The sequence below is a fragment of the Bacillus sp. KNSH39 genome (assembly GCF_052656585.1).
The window spans coordinates 276,949-294,302 of record NZ_JBQXYO010000001.1; the positions used below are offsets into that span (position 1 = coordinate 276,949).

General features: G+C 34.7%; 15 protein-coding genes. 12 read left to right on the plus strand and 3 right to left on the minus strand.

From position 1 onward, the window contains the following. The first annotated feature begins 342 nt into the window (after nucleotides 1–342). A complete protein-coding gene (locus tag ACUL40_RS01370) occupies nucleotides 343–1,983 on the plus strand; it encodes a multicopper oxidase family protein (RefSeq protein ID WP_063219854.1) in 1,641 nt (546 codons plus the stop codon). A gap of 51 nt (nucleotides 1,984–2,034) precedes the next feature. On the opposite strand, the gene ACUL40_RS01375 is transcribed toward ACUL40_RS01370, so the two are convergent. Beyond that, nucleotides 2,035–2,580: a hypothetical protein gene (locus ACUL40_RS01375; RefSeq protein WP_063219855.1), complete on the minus strand. Its 546-nt coding sequence runs from the start codon at nucleotides 2,578–2,580 to the stop codon at nucleotides 2,035–2,037. Nucleotides 2,581–2,913: 333 nt separating this feature from the next. On the opposite strand from ACUL40_RS01375, the gene topB reads away from it, so the two are divergent. Both topB and ACUL40_RS01385 read left to right on the plus strand, forming a co-directional pair. Then, entirely contained in the window at nucleotides 2,914–5,058 is a 2,145-nt protein-coding gene (gene topB / locus ACUL40_RS01380) for a DNA topoisomerase III (RefSeq protein WP_000766771.1), read from the plus strand. Nucleotides 5,059–5,262: 204 nt separating this feature from the next. After that, nucleotides 5,263–6,510, plus strand: a complete 1,248-nt coding sequence (locus tag ACUL40_RS01385; RefSeq protein WP_001024720.1) for a DUF4153 domain-containing protein — start codon at nucleotides 5,263–5,265, stop codon at nucleotides 6,508–6,510. A gap of 204 nt (nucleotides 6,511–6,714) precedes the next feature. Here ACUL40_RS01385 and ACUL40_RS01390 read toward each other — a convergent pair whose 3' ends face one another. Continuing rightward, nucleotides 6,715–7,680 (minus strand): arsenic resistance protein, encoded by a 966-nt coding sequence (locus ACUL40_RS01390; RefSeq protein ID WP_000103809.1) that lies wholly within the window; start codon nucleotides 7,678–7,680, stop codon nucleotides 6,715–6,717. Between the two features lie 292 nt (nucleotides 7,681–7,972). On the opposite strand from ACUL40_RS01390, the gene ACUL40_RS01395 reads away from it, so the two are divergent. The 5 genes from ACUL40_RS01395 (at nucleotide 7,973) to ACUL40_RS01415 (ending at nucleotide 13,454) form a co-directional block, all read left to right on the plus strand. Continuing rightward, on the plus strand, nucleotides 7,973–8,665 hold the full coding sequence (locus tag ACUL40_RS01395; RefSeq protein WP_000522528.1) for an FMN-dependent NADH-azoreductase: 693 nt from the start codon (nucleotides 7,973–7,975) through the stop codon (nucleotides 8,663–8,665). Between the two features lie 238 nt (nucleotides 8,666–8,903). Then, nucleotides 8,904–10,262, plus strand: a complete 1,359-nt coding sequence (gene brnQ / locus ACUL40_RS01400) for a branched-chain amino acid transport system II carrier protein (RefSeq protein WP_001284786.1) — start codon at nucleotides 8,904–8,906, stop codon at nucleotides 10,260–10,262. An 84-nt stretch (nucleotides 10,263–10,346) separates the two neighbouring features. Further along, nucleotides 10,347–10,766 (plus strand): VOC family protein, encoded by a 420-nt coding sequence (locus ACUL40_RS01405; protein ID WP_000750850.1) that lies wholly within the window; start codon nucleotides 10,347–10,349, stop codon nucleotides 10,764–10,766. 328 nt (nucleotides 10,767–11,094) lie between these two features. Beyond that, on the plus strand, nucleotides 11,095–12,744 hold the full coding sequence (locus ACUL40_RS01410; protein WP_445422928.1) for a copper resistance CopC/CopD family protein: 1,650 nt from the start codon (nucleotides 11,095–11,097) through the stop codon (nucleotides 12,742–12,744). Nucleotides 12,745–12,833: 89 nt separating this feature from the next. Continuing rightward, nucleotides 12,834–13,454, plus strand: coding sequence for a YcnI family copper-binding membrane protein (locus ACUL40_RS01415; protein WP_000439685.1), 621 nt, complete (start codon nucleotides 12,834–12,836; stop codon nucleotides 13,452–13,454). A 42-nt stretch (nucleotides 13,455–13,496) separates the two neighbouring features. On the opposite strand, the gene ACUL40_RS01420 is transcribed toward ACUL40_RS01415, so the two are convergent. Continuing rightward, complete coding sequence (locus ACUL40_RS01420) at nucleotides 13,497–14,402, minus strand: DMT family transporter (RefSeq protein ID WP_000192791.1); 906 nt, start codon at nucleotides 14,400–14,402, stop codon at nucleotides 13,497–13,499. Nucleotides 14,403–14,499: 97 nt separating this feature from the next. On the opposite strand from ACUL40_RS01420, the gene ACUL40_RS01425 reads away from it, so the two are divergent. The 4 genes from ACUL40_RS01425 to ACUL40_RS01440 all read left to right on the plus strand — a co-directional run bounded on the left by ACUL40_RS01425 (nucleotide 14,500) and on the right by ACUL40_RS01440 (nucleotide 17,302). Further along, complete coding sequence (locus tag ACUL40_RS01425) at nucleotides 14,500–15,369, plus strand: LysR family transcriptional regulator (RefSeq protein WP_000156743.1); 870 nt, start codon at nucleotides 14,500–14,502, stop codon at nucleotides 15,367–15,369. A 120-nt stretch (nucleotides 15,370–15,489) separates the two neighbouring features. Then, nucleotides 15,490–15,921, plus strand: coding sequence for an Rrf2 family transcriptional regulator (locus ACUL40_RS01430; RefSeq protein ID WP_000704073.1), 432 nt, complete (start codon nucleotides 15,490–15,492; stop codon nucleotides 15,919–15,921). A 70-nt stretch (nucleotides 15,922–15,991) separates the two neighbouring features. Then, on the plus strand, nucleotides 15,992–16,642 hold the full coding sequence (locus ACUL40_RS01435) for a DsbA family oxidoreductase (protein WP_000216673.1): 651 nt from the start codon (nucleotides 15,992–15,994) through the stop codon (nucleotides 16,640–16,642). Nucleotides 16,643–16,699: 57 nt separating this feature from the next. Next, nucleotides 16,700–17,302: a nitroreductase family protein gene (locus ACUL40_RS01440; RefSeq protein ID WP_001277021.1), complete on the plus strand. Its 603-nt coding sequence runs from the start codon at nucleotides 16,700–16,702 to the stop codon at nucleotides 17,300–17,302. The last annotated feature ends 52 nt before the right edge of the window (nucleotides 17,303–17,354 follow it).

The following is a 17,354-nucleotide window of genomic DNA, read 5'->3' on the forward strand; positions in this document are numbered from 1 at the left end:
TTTGATATATTTGTGTAATTTGAGTCCATTGTCTGTAAAGAACATTAGTTCTTATTATACAAAAATCTAAGTTCTTTTGTGAAGAGCATTTTAGCTACATTTTTCTTATTTAATAATAGCAGTGTTATTGTTTCTTAAGAAATAACGTCAAAACAAATACGAGAACGGCTAATATAGTCGCTACAAGGAAAGCATTATGTATTTCTAAAATATTCGCCTCTTGTAATGTCTCCGCTTTTAGTAATCTTCCAATTAGCTTACGTAAGATCTAATTACATCTCCTTATTTTCTTGAAAATCAACCTCTATAATGATTTCGAAAAAGAAAAAGGGGGGATTTTCCATGAAGCGATTTGTATTAGCAGTCATTACAGTCTCTGCAATATTTTTAATTGCTGCCTGTTCTGTGACGACAAATACAACAAATGATCATAAAAATATGAATGATAAAAAAACACTACAGACTGAAACAGCTACAACACCATTGAAAGTTGAAAAAGGACCAGAAGTTACTTTAATAGCGAAAGAAGAAAAGCAAAAATTAAGTAACGGTGTTATTGTTCCAGTCTGGACATTTAATGGCTCATCTCCTGGTTCAGAAATTCGGGTGAAAAAAGGTGAAAAGGTGAAAGTGACATTAAAAAATGAATTATCTGCACCAGTATCTATTCATTGGCATGGATATCCTGTCCCAAATAACATGGATGGAATTCCAGGCGTGACACAAGATGCAGTTGAACCAGGAAAAAGTTTCACTTACGAATTTGAAGCGAACGTACCAGGAACGTACTGGTATCACTCGCATCAAGATTCTGTAAATCAATTAGATAGAGGTTTGTATGGAGCGCTCATTGTAGAAGATACAAAGGAAAAATATGATAAAGATTACACATTAATGTTGGATGAATGGGTTACAGATAAAGAAGAAATGAATAAGCAGTTAAAAGAAATGACAAAAGGGCAAATAGGTAATAAATCTAAAGGTAATGAAAATGGGGAAAAGAATGATGATAAGAACGGCATGGCTCATTCTGATATGAACATGGGCAGTGATAAAAAAGACTCTAGTAATATGGAAGGAATGGACCATGGAAATATGAAGATGGAAGGTCATGATATGAGTATGTACGACTTATTCACAATCAATGGAAAAAGCGGTGATTTAGTAGCGCCATTAAAAGTGAATAAGGGAGATAACGTTCGTCTTAGACTCGTCAATGCTGGTTATCTATCACATGATATACATGTTCATGGCCATGATATAAAAGTAATTGCGACAGATGGTCAACCAATAAACGATCCAAAAGTTATAAAGGATAAAGTAATTTCAATCGCACCGGGTGAACGTTATGATATTGAATTTACTGCTAATAATCCTGGGAAATGGTATGTTGAAGACCATTCGAAAAATAAAGGTGCAAAAGGAATGAAAGCTGTTATTGAGTATGATGGCAGCAAAGAGATGAAAGATAAAGCAGACGAAAAAGAAAAATTACCGAAAGTAGATATAATGAAATATGGTACTAAAAAATTAGGTAGTTTCACATTAAATCAAGAGTATACTGCCACATATAATATGGACTTAAATACGCAAATGAATGGAAATGAAATGGTATATACAATTAACGGAAAGGTATTTCCGGATATTGACCCAATTCAAGTAAAAAAGGGTGATTTAGTAAAAGTGAAGTTGGTAAATCGTTCTAAAATGGATGATCACCCAATGCATTTACACGGACACTTTTTCCAGGTGTTGAGTAAAGATGGAAAACCGATAGAAGGTTCTCCAATTGTGAAAGATACATTGAACTTAAAACCGGGAGAAGAATATGAAGTAGCCTTTGTAGCAGATAATCCGGGCGATTGGATGTTCCACTGTCATGATTTACACCATGCTTCAGCTGGGATGGTAACAGAAGTAAAATATACAGATTACAAATCGGATTATGTTCCAAACCGAAACATTCCTAATAAGCCAGAGTAATATTAAGCAGTTATCCTATGGATAGCTGCTTATTCATTTTTGTTGCAAGTACTAATGTATGTGTTGATCATGCCCGGATGTAGGTGAGGGAGTATGATTTGGGAATGTCGCGAATACGGCAACGATAATTACTACACTAATTGAAAGTAATAACAAAAAACGCTGTTGGATAAAAGTAGAAAAGTTCTCCGATAATAATTGAATCACACAGGACATAGTAATCGTTATAGTAAGTAAAAGGCTAATGAACAATATACTATGAGCTTGTTGAGCGTTTAACATTTCTGTAATCATTGCTCCCATCATACTTGCCATTAATCCAGAGAACATTCCTTCTAAAGCAGTATATAGGTGAAAACGTAGACCGATTAAGAAACCGATAAAACCACTAATTAAAATACCAAGCAAAGTAGAATATAGTAATTCCTCCTTAAAGAGAATGCCTAAGTAAAAACCAATACTTAAACCGATACTCATACTAAAAGACATAATAAATACCATATACTCCATTAGGGTACCCTTACGTTTGGAAATATAGGATGTAATAAGAATCGAAGTACAGCAAAGTGTTAAGGTAGTTAACGTATAAGCAAACATTATGATACCTCCTTGTCCTATCGTTCATTTCATCATATGTTTATATGGAGGGTACTTATGCTTATTAATATCTGCATATTATCTGCACAATTTCATAGATGTAGGCAAAGAGACGTTTGATTTTTTAGGGCGTCTTTTTTAATTATAAGCATGTGAAAGAAATTGTTATATTATGAGTTTCTATTGTGAAGCCATAAAGAATAAGCGTATAATATTATAGGTCTCCCATTTGCGAGACAAACCGCGAATGATAAATAAGATTGTTGTTTTATCATCGCTTCTAAACATATAGACAATGAAAGTAACACTGGAATACAGATAGGGAGTTATAAAATGAAATTAATTATTGCCGAGAAACCAGATCAAGGGTTGGCTCTTGTTTCACAGTTTAAATATCGCCGGAAAGATGGATATTTAGAGGTAGAAGCGAATGAGTTATTTCCAAATGGAGCGTACTGTACATGGGCAATTGGTCATTTGACGCAGTTATGTAATCCAGAGCATTATCACGCAGAGTGGAAAAAATGGTCACTTAATACATTACCGATGATTCCAGAACGTTTTCAATTTGAAGTAACAAAGTCAAAGTATAAGCAATTTAACGTTGTGAAACAGCTGTTACATAATCCACAGGTAACAGAAATCATTCACGCAGGAGATGCTGGGCGTGAAGGGGAACTGATCGTACGAAATATTATTAATCTTTGTAACGTGCAAAAGCCGATGAAACGTCTATGGATTTCATCTTTAACGAAGCAAGCTATTTACCAAGGATTTAAAAATCTACTTGATGAATCAGATACAATTAATACGTATTACGAAGCATACACAAGATCTTGCGCTGACTGGGTTGTTGGTATGAATGCATCACGTGTCTTTAGTATTTTGTTAAAGAAAAAAGGAATGAATGATGTATTTTCTGCTGGTCGTGTCCAAACACCAACGTTAGCATTGATTGTAAAGCGAGAGAAAGAAATTGAAAACTTTAAGTCAGAGCCTTTCTGGGAAGTGTTTGCAACCTTTAATATAGAAGGAAAGAAATATGATGGAAAATGGGAAAAGGATAATGAATCCCGCTTAAAAGATCCTGATATGGCGAATAAAATTGCGGCATTTTGCCAAGGGAAACCGGCTGTTGTGAAGGAAATGAAAACGGAGCGTAAAGAGTTTCAGCCGCCGCTTTTATTTAACTTATCATCACTGCAAGCAACGGCAAATAAAGCCTTTAAGTTTTCACCGAAAAAGACGCTTGATATAACGCAAGCACTATATCAAAAAGGGATTGTTTCTTATCCACGTTCAGATTCTAACTATGTTACACAAGGAGAAGCAGCGACGTTCCCTGATATTTTACAGAAGTTGAGTCAGTTTGATGAATATAAAGGCTTATTACCGGCTCCGGTTGAATCCATTATGAATAACAAGCGTTATGTAAATGAAAAGAAAGTAACAGATCACTACGCAATTATTCCGACAGAGCAAGTTACAAACCCAAGCAGACTATCAGGTGATGAAAAGAAAATATACGATATGATCGTAAGAAGGCTTATTGCAGCTCATTATGAAGTTGCAATCTTTGACTATACAACGATTGTAACGCTTGTAGATGAACGTGCTGAATTCATTTCAAAAGGAAAACAGCAAATTCAAGAAGGTTGGCGTAAAGTTATTTTCCAAGACGATAAAGATGACGAAACCATTCTTCCAATTGTAGCTGAAGGCGAAGAAGGAAAAGTTGTAAAGGTGAAAGTGAAAGAAGGAAAAACACAGCCACCGAAGCGCTATACAGAAGGACAACTTATTACGTTAATGAAAACAGCTGGTAAGTATTTAGAGAATGAAGAGCTGGAGAAAGTATTAAAGAAAACAGAAGGTTTAGGTACGGAAGCGACTCGCGCAGGTATTATTACGATGCTGAAAGACCGTAAGTATATAGATGTAAAGAAAAACCAAGTGTATGCGACTGATAAAGGAAAAGTATTAATTACCGCAATTGGTGATAAAATACTAGCTTCACCAGAAATGACTGCGAAATGGGAACAACGTCTTGCGGAAATTGGTGAAGGTACAGCTTCACCAGCTACATTTATGGAACAGACGAAAAAGCTATCAGCTAAAATTATTGAAGATGCAGTGGAAATGTCTGAGAAGTGGGATTTCACTGGACTACATGTTGAATCGATTGAACGAAAAGGATCGAAATTTACAACGGGTAAAAAGGTTGGTAGCTGTAAAAAATGTGATGGCGATGTAATTGATAAGTCAACGTTTTACGGTTGTTCTAACTATAATACAACGCAATGTGATTTCACCATTTCAAAGAAGATATTAAGTAAAACAATTTCGCAAAAGAATATGACAAAGCTCTTAAAAGGTGAAAAGACTGATTTAATTAAAGGCTTTAAAAAGGGCGAGAAAACGTTTGATGCGAAATTAGAGTGGAAAGATAATAAGATTAATTTTGTATTTGAGAATTAATTTGTTAAAAGAGCATGACATAAAACTGTCATGCTCTTTTGTTTTTCTTTTATATAAAATTTAACGATAAAAAAAATCCTTTAAATAATAATTTTTTATTGTAAAACGATAAAACTTGTATTAAAATCAAAATCATAATAAATGAGTGAGGTGCTTTTGTTAAAAGGTAACAACCTTATTTTTAAAATTAGAGGAGGTATAACTATGAACATTAACAATTTGATTGTTAAAAATATGGATAACCCCCATGAGTTGGAGAAGATGTATAGAAAAGATCCGAAAGCTTTTAAAAAAGCATTCTCACAAGCATGGGACCAAAACCCTGATTCTCAAGTTCTAGGTGCTTGGTATGAAAGGTTGCATTTCAAGGAGAAAGTAAATAAAGAAAAAACATCTTTGTTTCAAAAAGGTTTCTTATTCATGGGCCTTTTAGCTATTCTGGCCGGCATAAGCACCAGGATCATTTTCCACTTTGTTGAGCAGGAAGCAATTGCTCCAATTAACTTGGCTTTTGGTGTAATTCCCTTTATTGCTGCTTATTTTGTTTACAATAATACTCCGAAAAAAAGTATTATTTATTCCCTTGCAGCGTTGTTCCTAATTTCCGGGTATTATCTTAATACGCTGCCAGTAAATTATAAAGACAGTACCATACTTGCGTATTTACATCTTCCTATATTTTTATGGGTCTTAGTAGGGCTTGCATTTACAGGAAATGAATATTCAAAAGGCAGTACAAGATTAGCCTATATTAAATTTAATTTAGAATATTGTCTTCTCTACGGGAGCATGGCAGTGAGCGGAATGATACTTGCGGTATTCACCATGCGTTTATTTAGCTTTGTTGACTTAGATATAGGAGAATTCTATTTTAGTAATGTTGTTTTATTTGGAGCAGCGGCTCTCGCTATTGTGACTGCATACTTAGTATCAATGAATCTTAAGCTTGCTAAAAATATTACACCATACATATCTAAAATTTTTAGTCCTCTCGTCCTGATTACCTTGCTTATCTATCTTATAACGGTAATTTGGATCGGGAAAAATCCATTCTTGGATCGCAATTTCCTAATGGCCTTCAACGGAATACTGCTTGGCGTATTGGCTGTTACTATATTTTCTATCGTTGAGAGTGACTCGGACGAGAAAAAGAACATTTCAGATTATATAAATTTTTCCTTAATTGTTCTGGCGCTTATTATTGACACTGTCGCATTGTCAGCCATAGTATTCAGACTTTCTTCTTACGGGATTACACCTAATAGACTTGCTGTTTTAGGAGTAAACATACTGATTTGGGCAAATCTCATTTGGATTATGTTTGCCTATATGCGTTTCTTGCAAAATAAATCAGGACTAAAAGCTATCCAAGATGCCGTTACGAAGTATTTGCCAATATACGGACTTTGGGCAGCTTTCGTTATATTTACGTTTCCTATCATTTTTAATTAGAAAGGATCTGTTAATGCGGGAGTGGTGAGGGCTAATAATCATTGGGGGATGAACAAAACCCCCAATGATTAAAGTTTCACTTTATTACAATTGGTATTATTACGTTTGTAGTTTCGGTAATTTCATTTGTATTGATAAATAAGAAGCAAGTGTTGTATGTAATCTTTCCATAATAAAAACCGTCCCAAAATGGGACGGTTTTTATTATGCGTATTGCCGTTTTTTCTTAATAAGCAACAAAACTTGTGAAACAAAAGCTAGTACCGGTAACTCAATCAACGGTCCAATAACGAGTGCAAGTGCGATAAGAGGCTCGTCTGGAAAAGCTGTTACAGCGATAGCGAGTGCAACAGGTGAGTTTCTTGCTAACGTTGTTAAGCTTAGACTTACTGTATCTTTGTAAGATAAATGCATGATGCGCCCGATAAATTGTCCTAGTAAGAAATTAATGATGAAGAACAATAGAACAGGAACGAGTAATAATAAAACGACATTCATATTTTGCAGTAAATATTTACCTTGTGATGCAAACATCGCTACTATTGCTAAACTTAAAAATACAATTTGAGCAGAGCTGAAAAACGGAATGAGTTTATTCTCGAGAGTTTCAGCTTTTTTCATTTTATTCATAATGAACTTTGTAGCGTGTGCAAGTATAAATGGTAAGACGATTACGATAACAATACTTTCTACTAAAACAGAAATCGCTACAGTTTTCATGACACCAGCAAATAAAAATAAATAAATGGGAAGGAGCAGTACTTGCAAAATTAAATTTACAGGTAAAATTGCAGTAGAAAGTGCTACATTACCTTTCGCTATTTCAGTAAAGATTAAGTACCAATCTGTACATGGAGTAACCATTAACATTATAAATCCAACCCAAAGTGCTGGATGATCAGAAAGAAATAGTGCTCCTAACCCCCAAGCGAGTAAAGGTGTCCATAAGAAGTTAATAGTAAGACTTGTTCCAGCAAATTTTAAATTGCGAAATCCGTTTTTTATTTCTTTTAATGGAATGCTGAGGAATAATCCATATAGCATGAAAAATAAGAAGGGGACAATAAATTTGTCTGAATACGTATGTATCATATTAAATTGTCCGAGTACGATGCCGCATGTAACAGCAAAAAGAATAATAAAAGTTTGAATCTTTTCTATAGTGCTCATGAATAAATCCTTTCTATATATGAATTTTCCTCTCAAAGTTTATTATACAAGTAATAAAGATGTATTTGGTGTTCAATTGTATTTTAGTTAATATTTTTAATTTGAGATTTTATTTTTTATTAAAAGTTACTTGACTAAAGTAAGTGACTATATTACAATCACTTACATAAGGTAATTAAATAACAAAAAGTTGTGATAGCGTAACTTAAGGTATCTATTGGAACTTTTTCTTAGAATAAGAATTTTTATGATGATGAATAATGAATATGAAAAGAAAGATTAGGTGAAGAAAATGGGACTATTTAGCTCATTATTTGGTAAAAAAGAAGAAAATACGAATGTAGAGGGGAATAAAAAAATGTCAAAAGTATTATTTGTAAAAGCAAACGATCGTCCAGCGGAGCAAGCAGTTAGTTCAAAAATGTATGAAACATTTGTAAGTACTTATAAAGAAGCAAATCCAAATACAGAAATTACGGAATTAGATTTATTTGCATTAGATCTTCCTTATTACGGAAATATCGCGATTTCAGGTGGATATAAACGTAGCCAAGGCATGGAGTTAACTGCTGAAGAAGAGAAGGCAGTTGCTACAGTAGATCAATATTTAAATCAGTTTTTAGAAGCTGATAAGGTTGTATTTGCATTCCCATTATGGAACTTTACAGTACCAGCGCCATTAATCACATATATTTCATACTTATCTCAAGCTGGAAAAACGTTTAAATATACAGCAAATGGCCCAGAAGGTTTAGTTGGTGGTAAAAAAGTAGTTGTGTTAGGTGCTCGTGGTTCAGATTACTCTTCAGAGCAAATGGCTCCTATGGAAATGGCAGTTAATTACGTAACAACGGTACTTGGATTCTGGGGAATTACAAATCCAGAGACAGTTGTAATTGAAGGACACAATCAATATCCAGATCGTTCACAACAAATTGTTGAAGAAGGTCTAGAAAACGTTAAAAAAGTAGCAGCAAAATTTTAATTCATGATAGTAAATGGAAAAACCAACATGGATGACCATGTTGGTTTTTTAGTCTATTTTTCATGTTAAAAAATGTATATTTATAAAATAAAAGAAAAGTTCGAAAATAGTATTGCAAAATATTATATAGCAAACTATAATGAGTTCAAGAATAGTTGATGCTTAAATTAAATATTCAGAAAATTCAATTAGTTAAAATTGGAAAATGAGATAAGGAAACTTGAATGGGGGTTATATTATGGCGAATAAAGTACCGTTTTCGTTCATAGTAGTTATTGGATTAATGTTATTTGCACTATTTTTTGGAGCGGGAAATTTAATTTTCCCAGCGATGCTTGGTCAATCAGCAGGAGAGAATGTATGGATTGCTAACGCTGGATTTTTAGTAACTGGTGTTGGATTACCATTACTAGGTGTGCTAGCATTTGGTTTTTCAGGTAAAGATGATTTGCAGTCGTTAGCTAGTCGTGCTCACCCAGTGTTTGGGATTGTGTTTACAACAGTTTTATACTTAGCGATTGGTCCGTTATTTGCAATACCGAGAACAGGAAATGTTTCTTATGAAATTGGTCTTAAACCGTTTATGCCAGAAGGAGTAGGTTCTACACCTTTAATTCTTTTCACAATTATATTCTTTAGTATCACTTGTTTTTTTTCGCTAAATCCCGCGAAAATTGTCGATATTGTTGGAAAAATCTTAACACCAATTAAGTTGACTTTCATCGGTATTTTAGTAATCGTTGCTTTTATACATCCGATTGGAGATATGCAAGCACCAGTGGAAGCTTATACATCACATGCATTCTTTAAAGGATTCCAAGAAGGATACTTAACGATGGATACGCTTGCATCATTCGTATTCGGGATTATCATTATCAATGCTATTAAAGAAAAAGGTGCGAAAACGAAAACACAAATTATGGTCGTTTGTGCAAAAGCGACAATTATTGCAGCATCTATTTTAGCAATTATCTATACAGCACTTTCTTATATGGGTGCTTCAAGTGTTGCAAAGCTTGGACATTTAGAGAACGGCGGAGAAGTATTAGCGAAAGTTTCTAACTACTATTTCGGATCATATGGCGGAGTATTATTAGGATTAATGATTACAGTAGCTTGTTTAACAACTAGTGTGGGACTTGTATCAGCATGTTCTTCATTCTTCCATAAGTTATTCCCAAATGTTCCTTACAAAGCAATTGCAATCACGCTATGTGTATTTAGTGCAATTGTTGCAAATGTAGGATTAACACAGTTAATCGCAGTTTCTGTTCCAGTATTAACAGCAATTTATCCACTAGCAATCGTATTGATTTTCTTAACATTCTTCCATTCATTATTCAAAGGAAGAGCTGAAGTTTATCAAGTGAGCTTAATCGTAACATTTATCATCAGCTTATTCGATGGATTAAGTGCAGCTGGAGTTAACATTGAAGTAGTAAGCCAAGTGTTCACTAAATTCCTTCCGATGCAGGAAGTAGGATTAGGCTGGATCTTCCCAGCGATTATCGGTGGATTTATCGGATATGGACTTAGCATTTTAAAAGTGAAAAACCAAGTTCAACCAGCAACTAGAGCGGATAAGAAAATAGGTTAAATAAAAAAAGTTATAGAACTTGTTTCTATAGCTTTTTTTGTTACTATTAATAATGAGAAAAAATAAAGTAGTAGGGGAAATAAAATGAAAAAAACAATTGATCATATCGGAATCGCAGTTCGTGATATAGATAGTACGATACGTTTTTATGAAAATGTGTTACTAGGAACTTTAATAGATCGTTACGTAAGTGAAGCTCCTGGTGTGGAAAGCGAAGTAGCCATTCTTGAAGTGGATGGAGATAGAATTGAATTACTTGCACCGACGAATAATACGACATCTCCAATTGCCCGTTTTATTAAACAAAAAGGTAAAGGTGTTCATCACGTTGCGTATCGTGTCGATGATTTAGATGTGGCTCTAGAAGAGTTAAAAGAACAAGGTATTCGGACATTAGAGCATACACTACGCATTAATAAGCACGGTAGAAGGTTAATTTATCTTAACCCAGCGGATACTGAAGGAACGATTATCGAGTATTGTGATTATCCGGAAGAGAAATAGAAGAGGGATATTTTTTTAAAGGTGTTACGTAATAACGTAATACCTTTTTATTTATGTATTTCACATTTTCTTCACAAATGATTCACGATAACTTTTCTTCTTTGATAACTTACATAAATATATTTTATGATATAATAACAATCGGCTTTAAAAATGTAAGTTGTATCTATCATAATAGTTACTATTATATTGGAAGTTTAGAGGTGGAAGAGAAATAAAGAGTTATACTTTCTAGAAGTTTATATTTAATCAGGTTAATATTTTGCCCAGAATCAAACTTTGGAAGTTAAAGTAATGAAAATAGAGCAATGAGGAAGAAAGAAGTGAAATGAGTGTGAAAGTAATGAAAAGGTTAGGGACATTGTTATTACTTGTGTGTGTGCTTATCATATTGATCCCGCAAAGTGCATCTGCTCATGCGTACGTTGTGAAATCAAACCCTACTGAAAATGAAACATTGAAGAAAGCACCATCTGTTGTAAAAATCGAATTCGATGAGGACATACAAGTTTCACGTTTTAATACATTGTACGTGAGAGATACATCAGGTAAAAGGGTCGATTTAAAAGATGCTCATATTGATAAAAAAAATAAAAAACTATTAGAAGCCGGATTAAAAGAAAACCTCAAAAATGGTCTCTACTCTATTCAGTGGAAAGCTATTTCAGCTGATGGACATCCAATTCAAGGGGTTATTCCATTCCGTATTGGATTAGCGGAAGCGGAAACAGACGATGTACAAGTGGAAGAGATGGGGTATGTTCCGCAAATTGATATGATCATGGAACGTGGAATTTTATATACAAGTTTCTCACTATTTATAGGAGTGCTATTCTTTAATCTTATTATGTATAAAGGGAATGCAACCTCGGTTCGATCAAGGAGTAAGAACATAATATGGATTTCCTTATTAGGGATATTTACTAGCTTGTTATTCAATCTACCACTGCAAGCGAAAATAAATGCTGATGTTTCATGGCTAGAAGCATTCAACCCTTTACTATTAAAAGAAACATTACAGCTTTCTGTTTTTGGTTATGTATGGATTACTCAAATGGTTCTCATTAGTACGCTTATAATTGTTACGTATTTTGCGGTGAAGCATGAGAAGTTTTCGTCGTTTAAAGTATGGAGTATTCCAATACTATTGTTTATAGGGTTACTTGTTATGAAGGCCTTTAATAGTCACGCATACGGTTTAAAGTTTAAAGACATTGCTGTCGTTATGGATTTTCTACATTTATTCGCAGCTTCATTATGGGTGGGTGGTTTATCATCTATTATTCTTCTTTTACGTAATGAGGATAACAAGTGGCATATGTATTGGGATATGATTAAGCGTTTTTCACCGTGGGCAACAGGTGCCGTCATCGTGATTTTAATAACAGGCCTTTTTAACAGTACATTTTTTATTCCAACAATCCACTCGTTATTTGATACGAAGTATGGATTGGCTTTATTAACAAAGATACTTTTATTCATTTTCATGGGGATATTGGGAATTATTCATTATGTGAAAGGGAGAATGCGAGCGCAGCAAGGATTAGGAGCTACGGTGAAAGTAGAGTTTATCATTGGAATTATCATTTTCGTCATCGTAGCTTTTATGACAAACGTACAAACACCACCGATGCCTCCTACTGGACCTTTTACAGAGAGTAAACAATTAGATAATGGATATGAAATGACGCTAAATGTAAGTCCTAATAGAGTAGGACAAAATATATTCCATATTACTTTAAAGGATGAGAACGGACAACCCGTTACTGATATGGAACAAATTATATTAACGACTCAATCGTTAGATATGAATATGGGAAAAGGATCATTTAAAGTTTCGGCAGTTTCACCGGGAGAATATGAAGCAGAAGGTATGTATATTAACATGACAGGAAACTGGAATATACAAGTACATGGATTAACGAAATCGCTTGATAGCTTCGATACGGATTATAAATTTATTGTAGGTGGCAGATAAAGTGAAACTTTAAGCAGCCCTCATCAATTGGGCTACCCGGCGAATAGCGGGATAAAGAGTAGGTATAGATAAAAAGGAGCTAATTGAAAATGGAACGTATAAAAAAATTAGGAACAACAATGATCGCAACAGCAATTACAATGGGAATGTTTTCGTTACCTGTTAGTGCGCACGTTACTGTGAAGCCAGCAACTTCTGACATCGGTTCTTGGGAGACTTACACGATAAAAGTACCAGTTGAAAAGAATATAGCAACAACAAAAGTTACACTGAAAATACCGTCTGGTGTGGAATTCCAACAGTATGAACCAGTGCCAGGGTGGAAAATGGAAGAGCAGAAAGATAATGCCGGAAAAGTGAAAACTGTAGTATGGGAAGCAATAGGAGAAGGGATTTTACCCGGTCAGTTCCAGCGATTTACTTTCGTCGCTAAAAATCCGGATAAAGAACAAAAAATAGCTTGGGATGCATATCAACAATATAAAGACGGAGAAATTGTTGAATGGACAGGCGATGAGAAAGCTGAAAAACCGCATTCACTTACTACAATTGCAAAAGGTACGTCATTAACAGGAGAACATGGTGAAGTATCTAATGTAGAAAAGAATGAAGGTACTAGTAATATGCAGTTGATAGCAATTGTTTTATCTATTTTGGCAATTGTATCTTCGGTAGGTGCGTGTGTTTTTGTAGTGCGTCGTAAAAAATAAGATATAAAAAAGAGCCTACAAATAGTAGGCTCTTTCTCATATTTATTTCACTTCAACCTGCTGCCTTACAGCAAGTGTTTTCGGCTTTATATTTACAAAACAAATGCTCACAACAATAAATAATAGGCCAATAAATAAGCTCATTGTAATGGCTTCATGTAAGAAGATTGAACTTACAATAATAGCGATAAGGGGAATAAGGAATGTATAAGCCCCTACTTTACTCGCTTCACCAGCTCCAACGAGTGTGAAGTATGCAAGCCACCCCATTGCAATAACAAAGAATGAAATAAAGAGTAGTACACTAACAAATGGCATACTCCAAGCAATACTAGACCAACTTTCAAATTCTGAGCCAAATCCGATTAAACAAAGACCACCGATAAGAAGCTGAATTGTTACCATCCAAATGGCATTAACACGGTGACCAGTCTTCTTAATGAATACTGTGCCAAGTGCCCAGCCAATAGCGCATCCTAACGCGAGAAGGATTCCAATAACAGAAATATGTCCTGTTAAACTGCTTGAGCTAATAACACCTACACCAATAAATCCGAGTACCAGCCCGAAAATTTTTAAACCGTACATTGCTTCTTCAAGCCATATCCATGAGAAAATACCAAGTAAAACAGGTTGTAAAAATACGATAGCGGAAAATAGACCAGCAGGCATATATTGAAGACCAACAGTTTGTAACCCGTAAAATATAATGATGTTAAGTAAAGAAGAAATAACGTATAAATGCCACGTTTCTTTTAAATGTAATTCTTTATATTTGGGTAGAGCGAAAAGGAGTAAAATGAATCCTCCAATTAAAGTTCGAACGCCTGCAAATAAAACGGGTGGTGTATAATGCAGGGCAAACTTAGATAAAGGCCAATTGATTCCCCACATGAAAACGAGAAAGGTAAGGATTATGGCCGTCTTAGTTCGAGAAAGCTGTGTCACGGTAAGACCTCCTTGTTGTTATTCATTTCACTATGATATGATATCGAATGTAATAAATAAAATGAATCTTTTTTATAAGGAGTATAAGTGATTAGTTATGACTATTACACAACTGCAAGTATTAATAAAAACTATTGAGTTAGGTAGTTTTACGAAGGCTGCCAGGGTGTTAAATATGACGCAGCCAGCTGTAAGTCATGCCATTTCAAGTATTGAGTCAGAGTTAGGAGTTACGATTCTTATACGTGATAAACGACAAGGATTACTCGTTACGGATGTAGGAAACAGAATTCTTGTACATATTAGAGAGATTTTGAACGGTGTAGAGAAGATTGAACAAGAAGTTGCGATGGAGAAAGGACACGAAGTGGGGACGATTCGAATTGGGAGTTTTCCGAGTGCTTCTGCACATTTCTTACCGAAAATGATAAACCATTTTAAGGAGAAGTATCCGAGCTTAGAGGTCGTTCTTTGTGAAGGAACAATTAAAGAAGTTGAAGATTGGTTAATATCGAGGGTTGTTGATATAGGAATTGTTATTTTGCCTAATAAAGAGATGGAGATTGTCCCGTTAACGAAGGGAAAAATGGTTGCTATCTTAAGAGAGGATCATCCTCTTTGTAAGAAGGACTCTATTACAATTCGTGATTTGGAGAATGAACCGATCATATTATGTAAGGGCGGATACGAACCACCCATCATTGATATGTTTAAACAAGCCAACGTACCACTTCGGGCTGAGTATGTAATTTCTACCGTTACTACAGCTTTAAATATGATTCAAGAAGGATTAGGCATTGCAATATTAGCTGAATTATCTTTAACGAATTTACCACAGAATGTGCAAACGAGAGAATTGGAACCACAAGTATGGAGAGAAATTGCTTTAGCTGTTCCTTCATTAAAGGATTCTTCAATCGCTGTACAGCTATTTATTGAAGAATTTCAAGCGCTATTTGCAGAATAAAAAGGGGTGTCTCATATATCATAATGGGGCACTTTTTAATTTACTTATAAAAAATCTATGAAAAGGATTGACATATTTTTTAGTTGTAACTATAATGATTACATCGAGGTGGTGATTACGATGAAAATTAGTAGCCGCTTTTCCATAGCTGTTCATATTTTATCTATTTTGAAAAACAATCCATCTTCACTTTGTACTTCAGACTATATGGCTGAGAGTGTCAATACAAATCCAGTAGTCATTCGTAAAATCATGTCGTACTTGAAACAAGCTGGCTTTGTTTACGTAAATCGTGGACCGGGTGGCGCGGGATTACTAAAGGATTTACATGAAATCACATTGTTAGATGTGTATCATGCAGTGAACGTAGTCGAAGAAGACAAGCTATTTCATATTCACGAGCAACCGAATCCAGATTGTCCAATTGGGGCGAATATTCAAGCGGTGTTAGAAATTATTTTAATTCAAGCACAATCCGCGATGGAAGAAGTTTTGAGAAATATTACGATGGGGCAGTTGTTTGAAACTTTGCAAGAAAAAATGAATGCTTAAATAATATTTATATTTTTTTATCATTAATGTAACTGATTTGATTACAACGATAAGGTAAGGTGTAAAAGTTATGACTGTAAAAATGAAAGTATACTCAGATTTTATATGTCCGTTTTGTTTTTTAGCAAAAGGTCCATTAGATGAGGTAGCGAAAGAGAAAGATGTAGAGATTGAATGGATGCCATTTGAATTACGTCCAAGTCCATATTCAAAAATAGATCCATGGAATGAACCAGAAAAATTAGGTTCATGGGATGCTTTCATTCTTCCGACAGCGAAGAAGTTAGGAATTGATATGCGCTTGCCACGTGTTTCACCACATCCATATACACATTTAGCTTTCGAAGGATGTCAATTTGCGAAAGAACGTGGACTAGGTAATGAGTATCATCACCGCGTATTCACAGCATTTTTCCAAGAAGAGCAAAACATTGAAGATATTGATGTGTTAACAAAATTAGCGGTAGAAGTAGGACTTCCTGAGGCGGAATTTAAAGATGCTTTAGTAACTCGTAAATATAAAGAAAAGCATCAAGAAGCAATTCAACACGCATATGATGAAGCGAATATTATGGCTGTTCCAACTGTCATGATTGGAGATGAAGTCATTCAAGGGCTTGCTAGTAAAGAAACACTAGAAAGGGTCATTGATAAAGAAATTGAAAAGGATAAAACAAATTCATTTGAAGGTATGCAATGTAATACCGATGGATATTGCTAATTCGCTTGTTATGAAATAACAAAATAAATTATAAAACAAACATTTGGAGGAATTAAAATGTCAGCAACTACAACAAACTTAAAAGAAGCAATCGTGAACCGCCGTTCAATTCGTAAAGTAACAAAAAACGATGCAATTACGAAAGAAAGAATTGAAGAAGTGTTAAAAACAGCTTTACACGCACCAACATCTTTCAATATGCAAAGTGGTCGTATGGTTGTATTAATGGATGGAGAGCATGAAAAGTTTTGGGATATCGTTAAAGAAACATTAAGAGCGCGCGTACCAGCAGAAAACTTTGAAGCGACTGTAGAAAGACTAAAAGGCTTCCATGCAGGTGTAGGAACAGTTCTATTCTTTGAAGATCAAGCAACTGTAGAAAAAATGCAAGAAAATGCTCCATTATACAAAGATCAGTTTCCATTCTGGTCTCATCAAGGAAATGCGATGTTACAACATACTGTGTGGATGCTATTATCTGCTGAAGGAATTGGGGCGTCATTACAACATTACAACCCAATCGTAGATGCTGAAGTGAAAGAAACTTGGAACATTCCGGCAGAGTGGAGCTTAGTAGGTCAAATGCCATTTGGTGAACCAAACGAACAACCAGCAGAAAGAACGTTCTTGCCTACTGAAGATGTAGTGAAATTTTATTAAGAAATACAATATGTAACGAGAAGGAAGCTGTGCTTAAAAACAGCTTCCTTTT